Source organism: Curvivirga sp. (assembly GCF_965219885.1).
Lineage (GTDB): Bacteria > Pseudomonadota > Alphaproteobacteria > UBA8366 > Aestuariispiraceae > Curvivirga.
This window is the reverse complement of record NZ_CBDCOT010000009.1, coordinates 2,614,422-2,634,415: the sequence shown is the minus strand read 5'-3', so window position 1 is coordinate 2,634,415 and position 19,994 is coordinate 2,614,422. Positions and strand designations below refer to the sequence as shown.

General features: G+C 42.4%; 18 protein-coding genes and 1 tRNA gene. 6 read left to right on the top strand and 13 right to left on the bottom strand.

Going from position 1 to position 19,994, the window contains the following annotated elements; translation table 11 throughout:
- Positions 1–11 precede the first annotated feature (11 nt).
- Complete coding sequence (locus tag ACOQOA_RS17890) at positions 12–497, bottom strand: molybdopterin-guanine dinucleotide biosynthesis protein A (RefSeq protein WP_420549957.1); 486 nt, start codon at positions 495–497, stop codon at positions 12–14.
- A gap of 151 nt (positions 498–648) precedes the next feature.
- Between ACOQOA_RS17890 and ACOQOA_RS17885 the strand changes: the two genes are divergently transcribed.
- Both ACOQOA_RS17885 and ACOQOA_RS17880 read left to right on the top strand, forming a co-directional pair.
- A complete protein-coding gene (locus ACOQOA_RS17885; protein ID WP_420549956.1) occupies positions 649–1,500 on the top strand; it encodes an NAD kinase in 852 nt (283 codons plus the stop codon).
- Between the two features lie 93 nt (positions 1,501–1,593).
- Positions 1,594–1,857, top strand: coding sequence for a hypothetical protein (locus ACOQOA_RS17880; protein WP_420549955.1), 264 nt, complete (start codon positions 1,594–1,596; stop codon positions 1,855–1,857).
- A gap of 73 nt (positions 1,858–1,930) precedes the next feature.
- On the opposite strand, the gene ACOQOA_RS17875 is transcribed toward ACOQOA_RS17880, so the two are convergent.
- The 5 genes from ACOQOA_RS17875 to ACOQOA_RS17855 all read right to left on the bottom strand — a co-directional run bounded on the left by ACOQOA_RS17875 (position 1,931) and on the right by ACOQOA_RS17855 (position 8,019).
- Complete coding sequence (locus ACOQOA_RS17875; RefSeq protein WP_420549954.1) at positions 1,931–3,478, bottom strand: trimethylamine methyltransferase family protein; 1,548 nt, start codon at positions 3,476–3,478, stop codon at positions 1,931–1,933.
- A 166-nt stretch (positions 3,479–3,644) separates the two neighbouring features.
- Positions 3,645–5,897, bottom strand: a complete 2,253-nt coding sequence (locus tag ACOQOA_RS17870; protein ID WP_420549953.1) for an EAL domain-containing protein — start codon at positions 5,895–5,897, stop codon at positions 3,645–3,647.
- 153 nt (positions 5,898–6,050) lie between these two features.
- On the bottom strand, positions 6,051–6,593 hold the full coding sequence (locus ACOQOA_RS17865) for a gamma carbonic anhydrase family protein (protein WP_420549952.1): 543 nt from the start codon (positions 6,591–6,593) through the stop codon (positions 6,051–6,053).
- A 22-nt stretch (positions 6,594–6,615) separates the two neighbouring features.
- Positions 6,616–7,674 carry an N-acetyl-gamma-glutamyl-phosphate reductase gene (gene argC, locus ACOQOA_RS17860; protein WP_420549951.1) on the bottom strand — a complete coding sequence of 353 codons (1,059 nt, stop codon included), beginning with the start codon at positions 7,672–7,674 and terminating at the stop codon, positions 6,616–6,618.
- 81 nt (positions 7,675–7,755) lie between these two features.
- Entirely contained in the window at positions 7,756–8,019 is a 264-nt protein-coding gene (locus ACOQOA_RS17855) for a hypothetical protein (RefSeq protein ID WP_420549950.1), read from the bottom strand.
- 154 nt (positions 8,020–8,173) lie between these two features.
- Here ACOQOA_RS17855 and ACOQOA_RS17850 point away from each other — a divergent pair, with 154 nt between their 5' ends.
- Together ACOQOA_RS17850 and ACOQOA_RS17845 are read left to right on the top strand one after the other, a co-directional pair.
- Positions 8,174–8,689 (top strand): hypothetical protein, encoded by a 516-nt coding sequence (locus tag ACOQOA_RS17850; protein WP_420549949.1) that lies wholly within the window; start codon positions 8,174–8,176, stop codon positions 8,687–8,689.
- The gene (locus tag ACOQOA_RS17845; RefSeq protein WP_420549948.1) at positions 8,689–9,207 is read left to right on the top strand and encodes a hypothetical protein; all 519 of its coding nucleotides are present in this window, start codon (positions 8,689–8,691) and stop codon (positions 9,205–9,207) included. Before ACOQOA_RS17850 ends, ACOQOA_RS17845 begins: the two co-directional genes overlap by 1 nt.
- A gap of 15 nt (positions 9,208–9,222) precedes the next feature.
- Here the strand turns inward: ACOQOA_RS17845 and acuI are convergent, their stop codons facing one another.
- The 3 genes from acuI to ACOQOA_RS17830 all read right to left on the bottom strand — a co-directional run bounded on the left by acuI (position 9,223) and on the right by ACOQOA_RS17830 (position 13,095).
- Positions 9,223–10,215 (bottom strand): acryloyl-CoA reductase, encoded by a 993-nt coding sequence (gene acuI, locus ACOQOA_RS17840; protein ID WP_420549947.1) that lies wholly within the window; start codon positions 10,213–10,215, stop codon positions 9,223–9,225.
- 23 nt (positions 10,216–10,238) lie between these two features.
- A complete protein-coding gene (locus tag ACOQOA_RS17835) occupies positions 10,239–11,882 on the bottom strand; it encodes an acyl-CoA synthetase (RefSeq protein WP_420549946.1) in 1,644 nt (547 codons plus the stop codon).
- Between the two features lie 88 nt (positions 11,883–11,970).
- A complete protein-coding gene (locus tag ACOQOA_RS17830; protein WP_420549945.1) occupies positions 11,971–13,095 on the bottom strand; it encodes a dimethylsulfoniopropionate demethylase in 1,125 nt (374 codons plus the stop codon).
- Between the two features lie 117 nt (positions 13,096–13,212).
- Between ACOQOA_RS17830 and ACOQOA_RS17825 the strand changes: the two genes are divergently transcribed.
- Complete coding sequence (locus tag ACOQOA_RS17825; RefSeq protein WP_420549944.1) at positions 13,213–14,115, top strand: LysR substrate-binding domain-containing protein; 903 nt, start codon at positions 13,213–13,215, stop codon at positions 14,113–14,115.
- Between the two features lie 67 nt (positions 14,116–14,182).
- Here ACOQOA_RS17825 and ACOQOA_RS17820 read toward each other — a convergent pair.
- Positions 14,183–14,258 (bottom strand) — tRNA-Glu (locus tag ACOQOA_RS17820).
- A gap of 212 nt (positions 14,259–14,470) precedes the next feature.
- Between ACOQOA_RS17820 and ACOQOA_RS17815 the strand changes: the two genes are divergently transcribed.
- Positions 14,471–15,736: a flagellar hook-basal body complex protein gene (locus tag ACOQOA_RS17815; protein WP_420549943.1), complete on the top strand. Its 1,266-nt coding sequence runs from the start codon at positions 14,471–14,473 to the stop codon at positions 15,734–15,736.
- Positions 15,737–15,748: 12 nt separating this feature from the next.
- On the opposite strand, the gene recJ is transcribed toward ACOQOA_RS17815, so the two are convergent.
- From recJ to ACOQOA_RS17800, 3 genes are all read right to left on the bottom strand, one after another.
- Positions 15,749–17,527 carry a single-stranded-DNA-specific exonuclease RecJ gene (gene recJ, locus ACOQOA_RS17810; RefSeq protein WP_420549942.1) on the bottom strand — a complete coding sequence of 593 codons (1,779 nt, stop codon included), beginning with the start codon at positions 17,525–17,527 and terminating at the stop codon, positions 15,749–15,751.
- A gap of 3 nt (positions 17,528–17,530) precedes the next feature.
- Complete coding sequence (glpX, locus tag ACOQOA_RS17805; RefSeq protein WP_420549941.1) at positions 17,531–18,502, bottom strand: class II fructose-bisphosphatase; 972 nt, start codon at positions 18,500–18,502, stop codon at positions 17,531–17,533.
- Between the two features lie 113 nt (positions 18,503–18,615).
- Positions 18,616–19,926 (bottom strand): homoserine dehydrogenase, encoded by a 1,311-nt coding sequence (locus ACOQOA_RS17800; protein ID WP_420549940.1) that lies wholly within the window; start codon positions 19,924–19,926, stop codon positions 18,616–18,618.
- Positions 19,927–19,994 lie beyond the last annotated feature (68 nt).

Genomic DNA, 19,994 nt, shown 5'->3' with positions numbered 1-19,994 from the left:
TTCTAGTCCAATTACTCGAAAATAATCTGATGGGCAGTTTGATCCCCATCACTAATCGTGATTTGTGTAAAGCCCATCATATAAAGCATGTCAAGAAAAGTTAAATCCTTACTATCCTGTAATTGCTTGAATATTGGTGTTGTGCGTGAAAGAGAAGTTAACATCGCCAACAATGCCCGCAAGCGATACAACGTATTAAATCGTTCACTACCTACTGCAGTAATAATTGCTTTTTGATTTTGATCGCCCTTAGAAAAAATAACAAACTCTGGTGGATATGGACTTGAAGTGGATTGCTTTGTTAAAGCTGTTACAAATGCAAGACGGCTCAACTCAGTTGCTTCAGGAAAAACAGGGGTACGCCCTTTATAAACTTCTGTTGTTTGAGGTGTCGGATAATAGTAGCCAGCATGTTTATCCTGCGCGTAGCTTACGGATCCCAAGAAACCGATGACGGCGATCATAGATCCCAAAAGTATATTTAGAATTTTTGCCATATGCTGGTCTTTCACCCTGAAAAATATAATTAATGTTACTTTATACTTGCACCTTATCAGGCTATTCTCCATCATCCAATCAAAAGAAATTAGATGGCAAATAAATGATGTCATAGCGGTGCTGTAAAACAACGCAACTAGGTAAGGGCAAATGTCTCAAACCCCAAAAGATTTAGAATCACTTGTAACGGTTTCATCTCCGCGGGATCTCGCGGATAGGGAAATTATTGCACCTACAACGTCAGGGTCTATAGCCGTTGTCGCTGGGGACACCGATAAGGCACAAGAAGCAAAACGTGAAATCGAAACACGCTATCCGACAGTTCCAGTAGAGGATGCAGGTATCATTATCGCTCTTGGTGGCGATGGGATGATGCTCCATACATTACGGGATAATGTTGGTACTAATACTGCCATTTACGGTATGAATCGTGGCACCGTTGGTTTTCTGATGAATGAATTTTCCGCTGATGATTTAATTGAACGATTAAATCGAGCAACATGCTTTCGTCTACATCCATTACGAATGCGTGCAGAAACGGTCAAAGGGGATTTTATTGAGGCGATCGCCATTAATGAAGTCTCCCTCTTCCGAGAAACACGACAAGCTGCAAAGATTAATATAAAAATTGATGATGTCTTGCGTATGGAAGAATTAATTTGTGACGGCATTATGGTTGCAACACCGGCGGGCAGTACCGCATATAATTTGTCCGCACATGGCCCTATTCTTCCTTTTGGATCAGGTGTACTTGCCTTAACAGCGATTAGTCCATTTCGCCCAAGGCGTTGGCGGGGTGCGCTTTTACCACGTAATGCCCGTATTAAATTTTCTGTACAAGAACATATCAAACGCCCCATAAGTGCCGTGGCAGATGATACGGAAGTGCGTGATGTAAAATCAGTAGAAGTTTGGGAAGATCAAAAGACAGCAGTCACCATTCTTTTTGATCCAGAACATAATCTGGAAGAGCGCATCTTAAAAGAACAGTTCACCGCATAACTATTTAGGTATTTAAGTCAAACACTTGACGCAAAACAGTTTTCGGTTCACTCTAGCATCAGCAAATGAATATTTTCTTGGGAAGGCAGATTAATGACACATTTTCTTCAATCTGATGAGAAACCTGACGGTTACAAGTTAGAAGATATCCTCAACACCATCCGTAAGGATGTCATCACTCGTTGCCAGAAAATCACTGATGACCAACGCAGTGAAGCACAACATGTTTTAAACAATAACATTGAAATTCTGAAACATATCAGCGATGCGATCAAATTGGCTGAAGACTCAACTCAGGTTTTAAACCGCTCTTTCGGTCCGAGCCGCTCAGGCAAACCACGTATCGGTGAAGAATAGATTTTAAAATATATTTTAAAAACAAAAAGGCGGGAACTTCTTCCCGCCTTTTTGTTTTCTTAGCATATCCTGATTAGATATTTGAATCAGGAACAGCATCTTTCTTTTGTTGAATGAAGGCTAACAATTCTTCATCTTTTGCTTGATCAAGAGCTGGTGCTTCATATTCTTCCAGCAACTGTTTCCAATATGCATTTGCACGTTGTGTCATGTCTAGAGAACCTTCGCTCTCCCATTGTTCGAAGCTGTTATTGTCAGCCAATGGGGACATATAGAATGCTGTTTCAAAGTTAGCTTGTGTATGTGCACAACCCAAGAAGTGATTACCAGGACCAACTTCACGAATCGCATCCAAAGCTTGACCGTTCTCAGACAAATCAGGTCCAGACAATAAACGACCCAACATCGCTGCTTGATCTGCATCCATTACAAATTTCTCGTAACCCATTACAAGGCCACCTTCTAGCCATCCAGCTGTGTGCAACATAAAGTTCACACCACCAATTGCGGCTGTTTGCAATGTGTTCGCTGCTTCATAAGCTGCTTGTGCATCAGAAATCTTGGAACCACATAGACCGCCACCAGAACGGAATGGAACACCAAGACGGCGTGCCAATTGAGCAGCACCATACAATACCATAGATGGTTCAGGTGTGCCGAATGTCGGTGCACCGGACTTCATGGAAATAGAAGAACCAAATGTACCAAACACAACCGGACAACCTGGACGAATGATTTGCGCCAATGCCATACCTGCCATTGCTTCCGCCAAGATCTGTGCCAATGTACCAGCAACGGTTACTGGGCTCATCGCACCGGACAAGATGAATGGTGACACCACACAAGCCTGATTATTACGTGCATAAACTTTCAACGCACCTAACATTGTGTCATCGAATACCATTGGGGAGTTCGCATTGATCAAGTTAATTACAACTGTATTTTGATCAACAAATTCTTCACCAAACAGAATCTTACACATATCAACGGTATCTTGTGCACGTTCTGGCGCGGTTACAGACCCCATAAACGGCTTATCGGATAGTTTCATATGGGAATAAACCATATCCAAGTGACGCTTGTTCACAGGAAGATCTACTGGCTCACATACAGTACCACCAGAATGTTGCAAACCCGGAGACATATACGCCAATTTCACAAAGTTTTGGAAATCTTCCAAGGTTGCGTAACGACGGCCTTTATCTTGGCAACGTACAAATGGCGGTCCATATGCAGGTACGAATACAGAATTCTTTCCACCGATCTTTACAGTACGTTCTGGGTTACGTGCATGTTGTGTAATTTCAGACGGTGCACTGTCCTGAATAATTTTACGTAACATACCAGGTTCAAAACGAACACGTTCGCCCTGTACATCCGCACCAGCTTCACGCCAGATATCCAATACCTCAGGATCATCACGGAAATCGATACCTACTTCAGAAAGGATTGTATCTGCATTGCGTTCGATTGTGGCCAAGCCCTCTTCATCAAACACATCCAAATAACCAATATTACGTTTAATATATGCTGGTGCAGCTGCACCACTAGATCCAGAACGGGAAGCCTGACGGGCTGCGCGTCCACCACCACTACGACGACGAGAAGCTCTTTCGCTCATTTTTATTTTTCCTCACCAAAATAAATTTGCTCTAAATCCCCATATGCAGGTAAAGACCGACAAAAACCGCTCTATACGCGACGAAAATATAGTATACACGCGCCATCAATTTGTCGCATTGACGATAAGCCTAGGAAAAGCTTAAAAAATAAGGAATTTCAATGGGTCAGATTCTTTTATCAATTGCGAATTGTCGCAAATCGGATTCTGCCATCGGCTTGGCATAGTAATAGCCTTGTATCTGATCACAACCCAATACACGCAAGAACTTCAACTGTTCTAAATCTTCTACACCTTCAGCGATGACTTTCATGCCAAAACTATGGCCTAAAGTAATGATCACATCAGCGATAACAGCATCACCGGAGTTCTCCACCATGTTACGCACAAAAGATTGATCGACCTTGATATAGTCAAATGGCAACTGTTGTAGATAGGAGAGTGAAGAATACCCCTGGCCAAAATCATCAATAGCCAGATCTAAACCAAGCGCGCGTAATTCATGCAAAACCTGCATTGCTTCTGCGGCATCCTGCATGATAAGGCTTTCGGTAATTTCAAGTTTTAGACGTTTTGGGTTTAACTGAGTTTCCTCTAACACTGTTGCAACCGTTTTAACAAAATCACGATGATATAGTTGCGCAACGGATATATTTACGGAAACCGCAATATGGCCAAAATTGGTGCCTTCCCAACTTTTTGCATCAATACAAGCTTGGCGCAGGACCCAACTTCCAACATCTACAATCAACCCTGATCGTTCCATAGCAGGGATGAATTCTGCAGGTGAACGAAAACTACCGTCTGGTGCCTGCCATCTTAACAAAGCCTCAACACCACAAGCTTGCTCTGATTTGAGGCTATATTGTGGCTGGTAAAACAAAGTAAACTCTTCCGCAACCAAAGCACGCCGAAGGTCACTGATCAATTCAGCACGCTTAACAACCTCACTATCCATATTACTGGAATAATAGGTAAATGCATTACGCCCATTATCCTTTGCATGACGTAACGCAATCCACGCATTCCTCATAATCGATTCTGCTGTCTGGCCACGGTCAGAAAACTTGGTGATCCCTAAACTCGGCCGAACCGTTATATCATAAGCATTAACATCTAATTTATATTCCAGTGATTTAAGCAACTGGTGTGGATCAAAATTAACAGCACCGATTCCCTTTGTTTTATAAATCAGGCCAAATTCATCTCCGGAAATACGGCACAATCGCGTAGCAGACCGTGTTACATTTTCGATATGTTCTGCAAATGCCTGCAAGACTTTGTCACCATGACGCTGTCCGATTAGATCGTTAATATCATCAAAATGATCTAAGTCTACATCAATAATTGTATATTCATCACCCGGATGAATTTCTCGTAAAAGGAAGCGAATAGCATCGACAAAAGCACTTCTATTACCCAGTTTTGTCAACTGATCTTCATAAGCTAAACTCTGAACATTTTGAAATAACTCTATGTTATCAAAGGCAATTGCAGCATTACTAACAAACACATCGATCAACCGTGTTTCTGTTTCACGCAACTTTCTTTTTAATCCATGGAAAATGATTAATTGAGTCGCATTCGATGTCTCTAGATACAAAGTCAGTGTTGAGCTTCTAATCTGCTTGGTTCTCATTGATAAGGCGCTTCTTGCGCAATCAACAACATCTTCATGCAAATTATGTAAACGACATTCGGTTGGTAATTGCCGGTATTTCCCACCCGAATCCACAACTCGTAAATTTTTATTACTTTTTCCATCCAGCGTCAGCATCAGAAAGTCATCAGTAACAGGAAAAGACTCACACATAAAAGCACGTAATTGTTGCCAAAATTCTTGTGGTGAACGTACCTTCATAAGACTGGCTGTATGCTTTGTGATTTTTTCCAGTCCCAATCGATTGGTATTAATTTCGTGTAGACGTTTATAAGATCGTAAGGTTGCGGTTAGAGTTGTGTAAAATTTATCCGCAACTAAATCATTTTTGGATCGATAATCTGAAATATCGTATCTAGAAATCAAATCCCAATCTGTAAAAGTTGAATAACGAGCCCCGCGCAAAATAATGCGTATATCAGAATTTCCTAAATCGTTACGCACGAAATCAACAAAATTGAAACTGGCCTTTGCCATATCCGGCACATAATCATGAAAGATAACCGCAATATGTGCGTTATTTACAAGTAACTCTTTTGCTTCAGCAGCACTATAGGCATGCAAAACCTCAATCTTACATCCTTCAAATCTAAAGTTCTCGATTTCGTCACGCACACGTTGATGGATAGATTCATCATCATCCACTAAAAGCATACACCATGCATGCTTTATAACATTCTGATCTTCACCTGAATAAAGATCTAGAAATTGTTCAGCGTCATCGTCGTCATGGGAAACCATGACGTGATCTTTAGACATTTTGCTTCTGCTCCTGCCCTAAATAATTAGAATAGCCTTTTGGCTATCGGCGGATTTCTTCCACCAGAGCAAGAGTTTATCAGTGAAATTAAAATAATCTAGTATTTTTTGAAAAAATGTTCACATTTTATTAAATTTGTTTTCAAAACGGACTCATTCCGTTTTCAATATAGACTCGACATGTTCTTGTGCGAGTTCCACATAATGATTGGCCGTCCAAGTCATTAACTTTTGATCTTTTTCTGTAATATTGCGCACTGGTTTTGCAGGTACTCCAGCCCATAACTCGCCAGTTTTGACTATCTTTCCGGGACTGACCAAAGCTCCTGCAGCAACCATGGCACCGCTCTCAACCACCGCACCATCCATGATACAGGCTTTCATCCCAATAAAGCATTTATCATGCAAAGTACATGCATGTATAAGGGCCATATGACCGATAGTTACATCATCACCGATATAAGTTCCCTGACCTTCCGAAGCCACATGAACGACTGTACCATCTTGAATGTTTACCCGATTACCAATACGAATTTCATTACTATCCCCACGGATCGTACATCCATACCATATACCGCAATCTTCCCCAATGATAACGTCACCAATGATATATGCGCTTGGTGCGATAAAAGTGGTTTTGTCAATAGATGGAAGAATATCTTTGAAAGGTAAAATATTTCGATCTTTTTCCTTCATGATATTCTTCCTATCATCGTAATTAAGGGAACATTGCAACCTGGCGAAGGGAGGTTGTCTCATCCAACCCTAACATCACATTCATATTTTGAACCGCTTGACCACTTGACCCTTTAACCAAATTATCAATGGCTGCAATTACAATTGCCCGACCTTTAATACGATCTTCAAACACATTAATAACCGCATTGTTTGATCCACGTACCATTTGTGTTTGTGGCATTTTTCCTTCGCCAAGAATACGAACAAACGGCTCGTTGGCATATTGTTGGGTTAAGACAGTACGTAAATCATCAACAGTTTTACCAGAAGATAATTTTACATGGGCAGTAATTAACTCTCCACGGCTCATCGGGATGAGATGTGGTGTAAAGTTCACTTGTACAGATAATGGATCGGCACCCGCCGCTTTTGCAATTTCCTGTTCGATTTCAGGTGCATGACGATGGCTTGCAACACCATATGGTGTAAGTCCCTCACCAATTTCACAGAACAAGGTATTTTGTTTCAAACCACGTCCAGCACCAGTCACCCCTGACTTCGCATCAATAATCATATCTTCAACCTGAATGACACCAGATTGAACCAATGGAAGCAATGCTAATAAAGTGGCGGTCGGATAACATCCCGGACACGCGACCAAACGGCTTTTCGCAACTTTATCACGGTTCAGTTCTGTTAACCCGTAAGCTGCGGTTGCCTGTAAATCAGGCGCACGATGTTCATGGCCATACCATTGCGCATATGTATCCACATTTTCCAGACGGAAATCAGCAGATAAATCAACAACTTTCACTTTTTCTGGAAGCTGAGCGATAATGTCTTGTGTGGTACCATGTGGTAAACCACAGAAAACAACATCTAAATCATCCCAATCAGCTTGCTCCCAAGTCACCAAATCCGGCAAATCATATCCACCTAAATGTGGGTATACGTCTTCCATCGGCTTTCCTGCATGAGAGTTCGCAGTCAAGCATCGAATATCCGCATTCTCGTGATTGATCAGCAATCGCACAAGGTCTGCCCCTGTATAACCGCTGGCTCCAAGAATACCGATTTTTACTTTGCTTGTCTCAGACATATGATCCTCTCAACTATCGGGATTAATTAATATTTCAAGTCATATGGGGTACATGATCATCCCCTATATGACCAGTGTTTTTTATAGAAAACGCGAAAGAAGATTAAAGATTAAAATTAGGGCAAAAATCGCCATCAAACCAAGAAAGATATAATTGGTAGATTTTTTGTTTCCGGTCGCTCCTTCATAAAGCTTTACATCTTCCTCTTCCAAAACTTGTTGTTTTTTCAAGGCGCCCTTCGCGAACCCGGCACCAAATCCATTACCCTGTTCCGCTAGTTCCGCTAGTTCCGCCTTTGCCCTTATTTCCTTTTCTCGTAAAATCTCATCGCGATTTTTATTCATTTTAAATTCAACCTTAAATATAAATAAGTTCAATTAGATTGCGAAAAATATAGTTTCGTTGATTTTTATACCTAATTCGCCTTGAAACAGTATAGCTTTCCCCGTTAGTGTAATAAATCACTTTCAGCAAAAGTAAAAAAGGTGATCCATTTATATGACCATTTCTTCAGGCAAAAATAATAATAAGAAACATGAAGAAAACGGTTTTGTTGAGATCCTCAACCAAAAAGCGACAAAAGAAACATTTTTTCAATCCCAGAAGGCTAAACGGCTTTATGACTGGTGGTGTTCCTTTCACCCCAATTGTCCAACCAGAGATGATTTTGATATTTTGCATCATATTCATGACGCTGGTGAATTTTTCCTCTATAAGGTTATTTCGCGTGACGAATATGAAATACGTCTAAATGGCGAAGTCGCCTCAGATATTATTCGCAAACAATATAGTGGAATAACAGTCAGTGCAGAAACAGCAAAAGATGACCCGCACCTCTTATCTTTGATCCCCTATTTACAACAGATATATGATGATAAAACACCCTATATATGCACAGGTAAATTCCGTGATCGTCTTGACCGGTTACGCCGTTTTCAATCAATTGACTGCCCCCTTTTGGGGAAAGATTCAAATGTCGTTCAAATCATTGGTATCCTCGAAGCAATAGATTAATGAAACAAGATCGCATAATCCGAGACGGTGTGGAGGGTCGCAAAAATCTTTCACAGCTCGTATCTGTTACTGAACATCAAGTAATACCTGATATACGGTTCAACTCTAAAAAAGTTCAGAACCTATATAATTGGTGGTATTCTCATCAATCGGATATCCCAAGGAAATCGTCTTTTGATATCGTAGATCATCTGAAAGATGCGGAAGGGTATTTTTTATATTCTATACTGGCAGATGATGACTTTTATGTTCGTGTACTTGGTGAAAAAGCAATCGACCTTCTTGGCAATCGCTACACAAATGTCCGTATTAACACAGAAGCAGCTAAGGTCGACGCGCATCTGGATGCACTTATAACCTATCTACAGAAAATCTTAAGTGCAAAGACCGCTTTTTGGTGTGAAGGTGAATTTATAGATCAATCTGGACATAAACGAAGATTCCAATCTATCGATTGTCCACTTTGGGACGACGCAAATAATATTTCACATATCGTCGGTGTAATGGAGGCGATTTAAGACGCCTCCATTTGCTTATGCATTTACATCAACAACAACACGTCCCTTAACTTTACCTGCAAGAATATCCCCACCTAACGATGGCAGATCAGATAGAGTTGCATCAACAATCATATCTTCCAATTTCTCCATGGGAAGATCCTTTGCAATACGTTCCCATGCACGGAGACGATCTTCATAGGGACGCATCACTGAATCAATCCCTAATAGATTCACACCACGTAATAAAAACGGGATCACTGTAGCAGGTAACCCAGCCCCACCAGCCAAGCCAACTGCAGCAACGGAAGCACCATATTTCATTTGCCCCAATACCCGCGCAAGCATTGCGCCACCAACAGCATCAACACAGCCAGCCCATGTTTCGGTTTCCAATGGTCTTTTCGTTGTCTCATTAACTTCTTCACGTGCAACAATCTGACTAGCACCAAGAGATTTCAAATAATCTGCTGTTTCAGGACGTCCTGTTACACCTGCGACTTCATGACCAAGCTTAGCCAAAATAGCTGTAGCAACAGAACCAACACCACCGGCTGCACCAGTAACCAAAACAGGCCCATTACCAACTTTTAATCCATGATCCTCAAGCGCCATGACAGATAACATAGAGGTAAAGCCCGCAGTCCCAACAGCCATTGCCTGTTTCGGGAAAATTCCATCTGGTAAAGGCACTAACCAGTCCGCTTTAACTTTGGCTTTCTGGGAATAACCGCCCCACCAAACTTCTCCAACACGCCAACCAGTCAGAACCACCTTATCACCGGGCTTATAACGTGCATCACTCGACGTTTCGACAGTGCCAACAAAATCAATACCCGGAATATGAGGATAGTTTCGCACCAACCCACCATTTCCGGTTAAACATAGGCCGTCTTTATAATTCACTGTGGAATATTCAACAGCAACGGTCACATCACCATCGGATGGAAGTTGAGAATCATCCAGTTCCTGAATTTCAGCAGACACCTTACCTTCATCATCTTTATTCACAATTAATGCGTTAAACATCGAATTCTCTCCCCTTTTCCACCTTATAGATGGCGTGCTTTCTCGCGTAATTTAAATTTTTGGATTTTGCCTGTCGCAGTTTTTGGTAAATCCTCAAACAAAATCGTTTTTGGCATTTGAAAACCTGCTAGATGTTCTCGACAGAATTTAAGCAATTCGTCCTCGGTAACATCTTCACCTTCTTTTAACTCAATAAAGGCGCAGGGAGTTTCACCCCATTTTTCATCCGGTCTTGCGACAACAGCGGCCAAGCTAACAGCAGGATGCTTAAATAAAACACCCTCAACCTCAACAGAAGAAATATTCTCACCACCGGAAATGATAATGTCTTTAAGACGATCCCGAATTTCTGCATATCCACTAGGATGCATGACCGCTAAATCGCCGGAGTGGAACCACCCATCTTTAAAGGCTTCAGCAGTGGCATCTGGTGCCTTTAAATAGCCTTTCATCACCGTGTTACCACGTAGCTGGATTTCTCCTAACTCTTCACCGTCACGTGCAACGGGCTCACCGGTTTCAAGATTAACAATACGCATTCCTTCCATCATCGGAAAGACAACACCCTGCTGAGCTTTAATCGCAGCTTGATCTGTAAAATTCAATCCATCCCATTGATCCTGCCAAACACATTCAAGAACATGACCAAATGTCTCTGTTAAGCCATAGACTTGTGTAATATCGATACCAAGCTTTTGGACTTTTTCAATAACAGCTGCAGGTGGCGGTGCGCCAGCGGTCATTGCATGAACTTTATTATGCAAAGGTTTACGCTGTTCATCAGTTGCGTTGATCAACATAGATAAAACGATAGGCGCACCACCAAAATGAGTAACTTTATTTTTTGATAATGCAGTATAGATATCGCCCGGGTCCACATATCTCAGACAAACAATTGTTCCTGCAAGTGCAGTCATTGTCCACGCATGCCCCCATCCATTGCAATGGAACATTGGTACGACATATAGATATGTTGGATGGTTTTGTATGTTCCAGCCCGGAATTGTTCCCATCGCCATCAAATACGCACCGCGATGATGATATACGACACCTTTCGGTCGCCCACTGGTACCGGAAGTATAGTTTAAAGCCAGACTATCCCATTCATCATCCGGCATTTGCCAGTCAAAATCGGCATCTCCGCTGGCAACAAAACTTTCATAATCGATATCACCCAGCTTATTATCTTCACCAGAAACTTCAGGTGCCATTTCATCAACGATATCAATAATTTTGAAACTCTTATTCTCACATTCATTCAAAGCCTGCTTTACAGGAAGTGAGAATTGACGATCAACAATCAGAATTTTGGTCTCAGCATGATCAAAAATATAAGCGAGTGTGTCATGCTCAAGCCGCATATTTATCGTATTTAAAACGCCACCGGCCATAGCCACGGCAAAATGTGCTTCAAACATCGGTGGGATATTTGGTGAAAGTATTGAAACTACTTCGCCTTTTTTAAGGCCTGCTTTCTTTAAAGCTGACGCAAATCTTACGCAACGCTCATATGTTTCTGCCCAAGTATATTTTTTATCACCATAAATGACTGACGTCCGATATGGAAAGATATCTTTCGTGCGTACAAGAAAAGATATAGGTGACAAAGGTACATAATTTGCTGGATTTTTCTCTAATCCTTCAGTTGCGCTCAATGCAGATCCCATTACGCAAACTCCCTATTGTTTTATTTTTTTTGGAATGAGCCCGATCTTTTATCGCCGAGCTCTTTTTCCATATTAAATTTAGTTTATATTAAAGCTCTGGCACTTCAAACGGAAGATCACAAATCTTGGCTTGTCTTGGGCCGTCAGGTGTTTGAACCGTCACAGATTGACCTGTTTCACAATAATCGATTTCGATCATACCATTCGCGATATTCTTTTTGAGCGCAGGTGAATAACAGGCCGATGTTACATTTCCTGCAAACTTGCCGTCCACTTCAACGGGCCAAAGCCCAGAACAGGCCGTTTTCAACTCATCCTCAATCACCAAACCTCGAATACGACGCTTTACGCCTTCTTCCCGAATTTTAAGCAATGCTTCTTTGCCGATAAAATCAAAATCACCATCAAGATGACAATATTGCCCTATGCCGCATTCAAGAGGATTATTTTCCGTTGTAAAATCATTTCCGTAAGAAAACAGCCCCCCTTCAATACGCTCAATCAGATTAGGATTCCCCGGACCGACGTTGAACTCTTTCCCGGCTTCCCAAAGGGCATCCCATAACGCTTCTCCTAAAGAAAAATCGGTTAAGTAAATTTCAAAACCGCCCTGTTTGCTCCAGCCAGAACGCGCAACAGGCATTTTCACACCATGAAACTCTAGTTCTTCAAAACGGAAAAAGCGTATATCGCGCACTTGCTCGCCAAAAACTTTTGCAACAACATCGTCAGCTTTTGGACCTTGAACAGCAAGCGGGAATACATCCGGTTCTGTAACATCCACATTTAAGTTCATGCCATATGCCAAACCTTTAGCCCAAAGTAAAAGGTCGCTATCCGCAATGGATAACCAAAACTTATCTTCTGCTAACTTCAAGATAATTGGATCATTCAACATGCCACCGTCTTGGTTAACGATAGGTGCATATACGCCCTGCCCTACAACTGCCTTTTGCAAACTACGCGGTGTCATTAATTGAGCCAGTTTTGCAGCATCTGGACCTTGCAATTGCACTTGTCGTTCACAAGTCACATCCCAAATTTGTACAAATTCTCGCAAATGCCAATAGTCAGCTTCTGCGCTTTCGCGAAACTGAGTTGGCAATAAGGTACGATTGTAAACCGTATATCCCTTAACTCCACACTCACTTACACGGTTAGAGTAAGGAGTTGATCGAGTACGCCGGGAAATCGCAAGAACGGGTTGAGACATTATTTTTCTCCAAAACAGGCTAATCTTATTCTTATAATTCTATATCCAAGTTTACTTCATAGGAGAAGTATGTTTAATTTTTCTTCATTATTATTTTTTTCAATAACGTAATTCAAGATGAAACAACTTCCGCCACTTAGAGCCATTCGTGCATTTGAAGCATGTTATCGATTACGCAGTTTCACACGTGCGGCAAATTCACTAAATGTGCAACAACCCGCGATCAGCCATCAAATCAGAAATCTGGAAGATGATCTACAAACCAAACTGTTTACAAAACATGGTGCGGCTATCGTGCCAACCGATGAGGCAGATGCCTACTATGAGGCAATCGCCGCTGCCCTAAATGATATAGCGACTGCCAGTGAGCGTTTAAGAAGTAGTAATCGAAACGATAACGAAATTTCACTTGCCACTTATCCCGGCATTGCAGCTTATTGGTTGCTGCCCAAAACCCAGTTGCTTCGCGAAAAATATCCTGACTTGATTATGCGGGTAACAACAATGGAAAAAAATTCCGACATTCTTCTAGAAAATGTGGATTGTGCGATTGTCTTTGGTGATGGCAATTGGAAAGGGTTTCATGCTGTGAAATTAATTGATGAAGCAGTTATTCCTGTTGCGGCCCCTAAAGTCGCCGAACAATATCAACATTTATCGGGTAAAGATCTATTGGAAAAAGGCCCTATCATCTATCTTGAAGATGAAGAAGAAAGATGGCTTGGTTGGAAAGAATGGGCAGAAAAATTTGCGCCTGAATATGGAAAAATCAACAAGTTAACCTCAACCTCAAATTATGGACTTGCCATTAACCAAGCTTTGCTAGGGCATGGCATTGCTTTAGGCTGGACGGGTGTCGTAAAGGATTTCGTAGAAACTGGTGCCCTCGTCCCACTTAATTTTCCAATCATGCAAACAAATAACGGATACTACTTGGTCGCCAAGGAAGGCTTTTTCCACACAGAGATGAGTGAGAATTTGTTAAATCTGTTAAGAGACCAATCAACAGTGATCTCTTAAACACAACATTGATAGTTTATTCTGAATGCAAAAAACCGCTCAAACATTTCTGCGAGCGGTTTTAAATTGGCATCCCCTACGGGATTCGAACCCGTGTTGCCGCCGTGAAAGGGCGGTGTCCTAGGCCTCTAGACGAAGGGGACATATTTTATTTACAGCCTTAACTTTGCTGTGAGAGTTGATTTAAAGATTTCGCCCCTAATGGTCAACCCTCTTTTAAAGATATTTCTTCTCTTTTATTAAATTAATTTCGTTTCCCCGCCCCATATTTGGCACCAGATTTGCATTACCGATAAGTGAGAAGATGTAATTAGGCAAATACTGCCTGAACTTTGGTTCGATAGAGGAAGTAAATATGGTATCGGATTATTCATTTACGTCAGGTATTACAGCAATGAGGGCCCATTCGCGATCTCTTGCTGCGATTGCTGACAATATCGCGAACTTGAATACTGCAGGTTATAAGCATACACAAATACACACCAACTCCCTTACAAATGAGTCGAGATATGGAAGTGTTTATGGGAATTATAGCGGCACTTCAGGCGTCGCGTTTAATCGCTATGGCGCAGAAGGTACGACTATCTCCACACAAAGCCCGCTTGATGGCGCTTTGATGGGAAAAGGTTTTTTTATTACCAGTGACTCTCTAACTGGTGGACAAACTTATTTAACAGCAGCAGGTCAGTTTGATATTCAATTGGAACAAGACGGTTCTGGTGCTAGCTATATTAAAGACGGTTCTGGCAATTATTTGTTAGGCTGGGATTACAATCCCGCGACTAGCACTTTCAACACTGGTAATGATCTCAATTCAATTGGGCCCATCCGCGCAGATCGTCAGAGCACGACTTATGCTGCGGTGGCAACGTCAGAAGTCAGCATTCGTGCAAATATATCGCCTGATACCGCGGTTGGTGAATCCCAAACAATTAGTTTTGGTGTCCTAGATGGTAGTGGTGACACAGATGGCGTTAATGATGGACAAACCGTTAACATGGTTTTCACGAAGTCAGCGACTCCCGATTTATGGGATGTAACTATAACAGGTGACAACGGCACTGTAAGCACGGCACCTTTTCAGGTTGAATTTGATGCAACAGGCTCCGAAATGTCAATCGTCGGCAGTACAAGCAACAGTTTAGATGTGTCTGTCAATTGGGCAAATTCAGGCGCCTCAAATACATTCACTTTAAACTTAGGGGATCTTACTCAATTCGCTGGTGCGAATACTCTTGATAGCATTAACACAAATGGCTTCAGTGAAGGCGTCTTAGGCAGCACCTATTTTGGCGAAGATGGTATCGTATATGGTAAATTCACAAATGGTGCGACAAGACCTGTTGCAAAAATTGCAATTGGAGATGTCCGTAACGCTGAGGGTCTAAACGCTATTTCGGGCACGCATTTTGAAACAACTGGTCAATCTGGCGAAATCGCCGTTTATGATCCTGAGGTTACAACTCGTGCGCGTTTTGTAGCGGGTGCCTATGAAGGCGCATCCACAAATCTAAATGCAGAATTTAGCAACATGATTACTACACAGCGAGCATACAGTTCTGCCGCGACTACGATCCGAACGGCAGATGAAATGATGCAAACTGTTTCCGGGATGAAATAGTAAACTATTAAGTTAGGCAGGTGCCGCGTCTTCAATTATAATTTGAACTGAATCGCGCCCCTGCCAACTGTCTATTTGCAAACGTCCCGCCAAGTGTACAGGTAAGCCGTTATTTGCAGATAGAAGTAAATCACCTAAATTTTGATCAGCACATCGGAAAGCAATAGCTTTGATCCAATTTCCACCGCCAGAGCTACTTACCTGACAACTTACATGATCTGTACCGACAATACGTGGCTTGATAATTTTTACGTTTTCCAGAACAAATTTTGGGGTCGCATTTCCAGCTCCAAATGGGGCTAGCTGATCCAGTTTCTTTACCAAATCAATCGTTGCTCCACTTGCCTGTAGACAACCATCGACTGTTAGGGTTGGTAGCATTTCCATTTCGGCAACTTGTTTGGAAATTCTTTCATTTAAATAGTCGCGAAACTCTTCACTCAAAGCTTCAGTAACGGTAAATCCTGCAGCCATTTTGTGACCGCCACCATTCACAAGTAGCTCCGCTTGATGCGCTGCAATTACATGCGCTCCAAGATCCACACCTTCAACAGATCGCCCAGATCCTTTTCCCACACCATTCTCAATTGCAACAACACAAGCCGGGGCGCCATAACGTTCCTTTAGCCGGCTTGCCACGATCCCAATCACCCCTGCATGCCAGCCTTCAGATGCCACATAAATTAAGCTGTCTTTTTCACGCCCTTCACGCTCAACCATTTCAATGGCTTGTTCTAAACATGCAGCTTCAATTTCTTTGCGTTCTGCATTAAAGCCGTCTAGTTGTCGCGCAATCGAAAGGGCTTCTTGCGGCGTGTCACTTGCAAGCAAACGGCTACCGAGGGCTGCTTCCCCGACACGCCCACCTGCATTTACGCGCGGCCCCATTTGAAAACCTAAATGATAGGCACTTGGTGGGCCATCCACGGCGGAAACATCTGCTAAAGCCTTCATGCCAGTGTTACGACGACCCGCCATAACCTTAAGACCTTGTGAGACAAAAGCACGATTTACCCCTTTAAGGGGCACCACATCACAAACGGTTCCAAGAGCGACCAAATCTAGTAGTAAACGAATATCGGGTTCTTTCTTATCATCAAAGAAACCGACATCACGTAAAGCACGATTTAACCCAACGACCAGCAAGAAAACAACGCCTACAGCAGCCATATGTCCATGTGGACTCGCATCATCGAGTCGGTTTGGATTTACAACAGCAATCGCATCCGGTAGATGCGCTTCGGCAGCATGATGATCCATAACCACCATGTTAAGCCCAGACTTTGACGCTTCGCCTAAAACATCAAAAGCTGTAATACCGCAATCAACGGTAATAACGGTAGAATATCCCTGCTCTTTCAATTTCAACAAAGCAGGCAAATTTGGCCCATAGCCTTCCGACATCCGGTCAGGGATATAAACCCCCATATCAAGACCAAGCATATTAAAGTAACGCTTCAATACAGCGCTTGAAGTTGCACCATCCACATCATAATCACCAAATACTGCGATTCTGTTACCAGACTGGATTTCTTTTACAAGATGGCTGATAGCCTTATCCATATCAACAAGATGAGACGGATCAGGTAACTGAGTTTTAAGAGATGGATTTAGAAAATCTTCAGCCTGATCTAGACCAATGCCACGGGCTGATAGAATACGACCCACAATATCTGGCAAAGAAAAACGCTGGCATAAAGCCAGCGATTCTCGTTCATTACCTTCACGTAATTCCCAACGTTGACCGGAAATTGATTTTTCAACACCTAATAACGGGGAATTCACAGTCATGGCTTACCACTTCACCCATGTTTTACGGGAGAAGTTATGTTCAGCTTCAATCTTACGAACTGTGCCGGATTTGGAACGCATGATAAGTGTTTGTGTGATTGCTTTATGTGGTAATACACGTACGCCTTGCAACATGGACCCATCTGTCACACCAGTAGCAGAGAACATAACATCCCCTTTTGCCATATCTTCCATTTTGTAAACACGATCAAGATCAGTAATGCCCCATTTTGCAGCACGTGCTTTTTCATCATCGTTACGGAATAACAAACGACCTTGAATTTGACCACCAATGCAACGTAACGCTGCTGCAGCTAAAACACCTTCCGGTGCACCACCAGAACCGATATACATATCAACACCTGTAGACGGATCAGATGTAGAAATGACACCAGACACGTCACCATCACCAATCAACATAATACGCGCACCACATGCACGAACCTGTTCGATGATCTCTGCATGACGCGGACGGTCCAAGATGCAGACTAACATCTCTTCCATCTCTTTATCTTTTGCTTTTGCAAGATTACGCAAATTTTCTTCTGGTGTTGCATCAATATCAACGATACCGTCTGGCAATCCGCCACCTACAGCGATTTTTTGCATATAGGTGTCAGGTGCATTCAAAAAGCCACCTTCTTCGGCCATTGCAATCACAGCCAAAGCGTTTGGGCCACCTTTTGCAGTAATTGTTGTACCTTCCAATGGGTCAAGTGAGATATCAACTTTCGGGCCTGTGCCTGTACCAACTTCTTCGCCGATATAAAGCATAGGTGCTTCGTCACGTTCACCTTCACCAATTACAACTGTACCTTGGATATCCATCGCGTTTAATGCTGTACGCATTGCGTCAACAGCCGCTTGGTCCGCTGCCTTCTCGTCCCCTTTACCAATCCAACGAGAGGATGCCAAAGCTGCTGCTTCTGTCACGCGGCAAGCTTCCAATGCAAGGTTACGTTCTGTAATAGCCATTTTAAATTTTCCTTAAACCTGATGCTCAGTTTTTAAATTCTGAGCAGTCTATACATGAAGTCTTCCAAGATTTCATGCTTTTTGTGCATATATTTACCAAAAACTTTAAAGGTTTAGTTTTCTGTGAATTTTTCAATGCGGATCATGCAAGGTTTCCCTTGAACTTCATCCAATGCTTCCATCTTTGCCAAAGCACGGCTCACTGCCGCTTCATTGGTTTCATGAATGGTCATCACAACAGAAACTGCTGAACCTGGTGCGCGACCGCGTTGTAACATTGCTTCGATAGATGCATCTTCCTCTTTGAGAATACGTGTAACATCTGCCATCACGCCTGGCTTATCGATCACCTGAAGACGGATGTAGCAAGACCCACTATGATTATCCATGCTCAAAGTAGCTTTTTCAACTAAATCACCCGCCGCAATTCCAAATGCAGGTGCAATACGACCTGTAGCAATATCAACAATGTCTGCAACAACTGCTGATGCTGTTGGTCCTGCACCAGCCCCACGACCTTGTAAAACTGTTGTGCCAACAAAATCGCCCTCAGTTACAACAGCGTTATAAACACCTTCTACACCTGCGATTGGCTTATCTGCAGGCACCATCACAGGATGCACGCGTTGGAAAATACCATTATCGCCATTTTCTGCGATACCTAGAAGTTTGATTTTATAACCAAGTTCAGATGCATATTGGATATCAGTTGCAGAGACATGACGAATGCCTTCTACATGCATGCCATCAAAATCTACCTTGGTTCCAAAGGATAACGAAGCAAGTAACGCCAATTTATGTGCAGCATCCACACCATCAATATCAAAGCTAGGATCAGCTTCCGCATAACCAAGTTCTTGCGCCTCAGATAATACATCCGCAAAATCACGTCCAGTTTCACGCATTGTGGTTAGGATATAGTTACAAGTGCCGTTTAAGATACCATGCAAAGATGAAATCTTGTTCCCTGCTAATCCTTCACGGATGGATTTAATTACAGGAATACCACCAGCTACAGCAGCCTCATAGGTCAAGCCAACATTTTTTTCTTCAGCCGATTGTGCAAGCTCAAATCCATGATGCGCCATCAATGCCTTGTTGGCTGTCACCACATGTTTACCAGAATTCAAGGCAGCTTCTACAGCTGCTTTTGCTGGTCCGTCAGAGCCGCCAATAAGTTCTACATAAATATCTGCATCTGCTTCACGTGCCATTTCAACAGCATCATCATACCAAGCAAAACCAGAAAGATCACATCCACGATCGCGATTGCGATCACGTGCAGATACTGCGGTTACCGTAAGTTGACGACCAGAACGTGTTGTTAAAACGTCAGCTTGCTCAGCCAACAAATTAACGGTGCCCGCCCCTACAGTACCTAAGCCTGCAATTGCGATTTTCACTGGTTTGCCATCTTTACTCATGTGATTTTTCTCTTTTTAACTAAGGTTATAAATTCCGCTATTTTTACAAAAAGACCATACGATTTTAT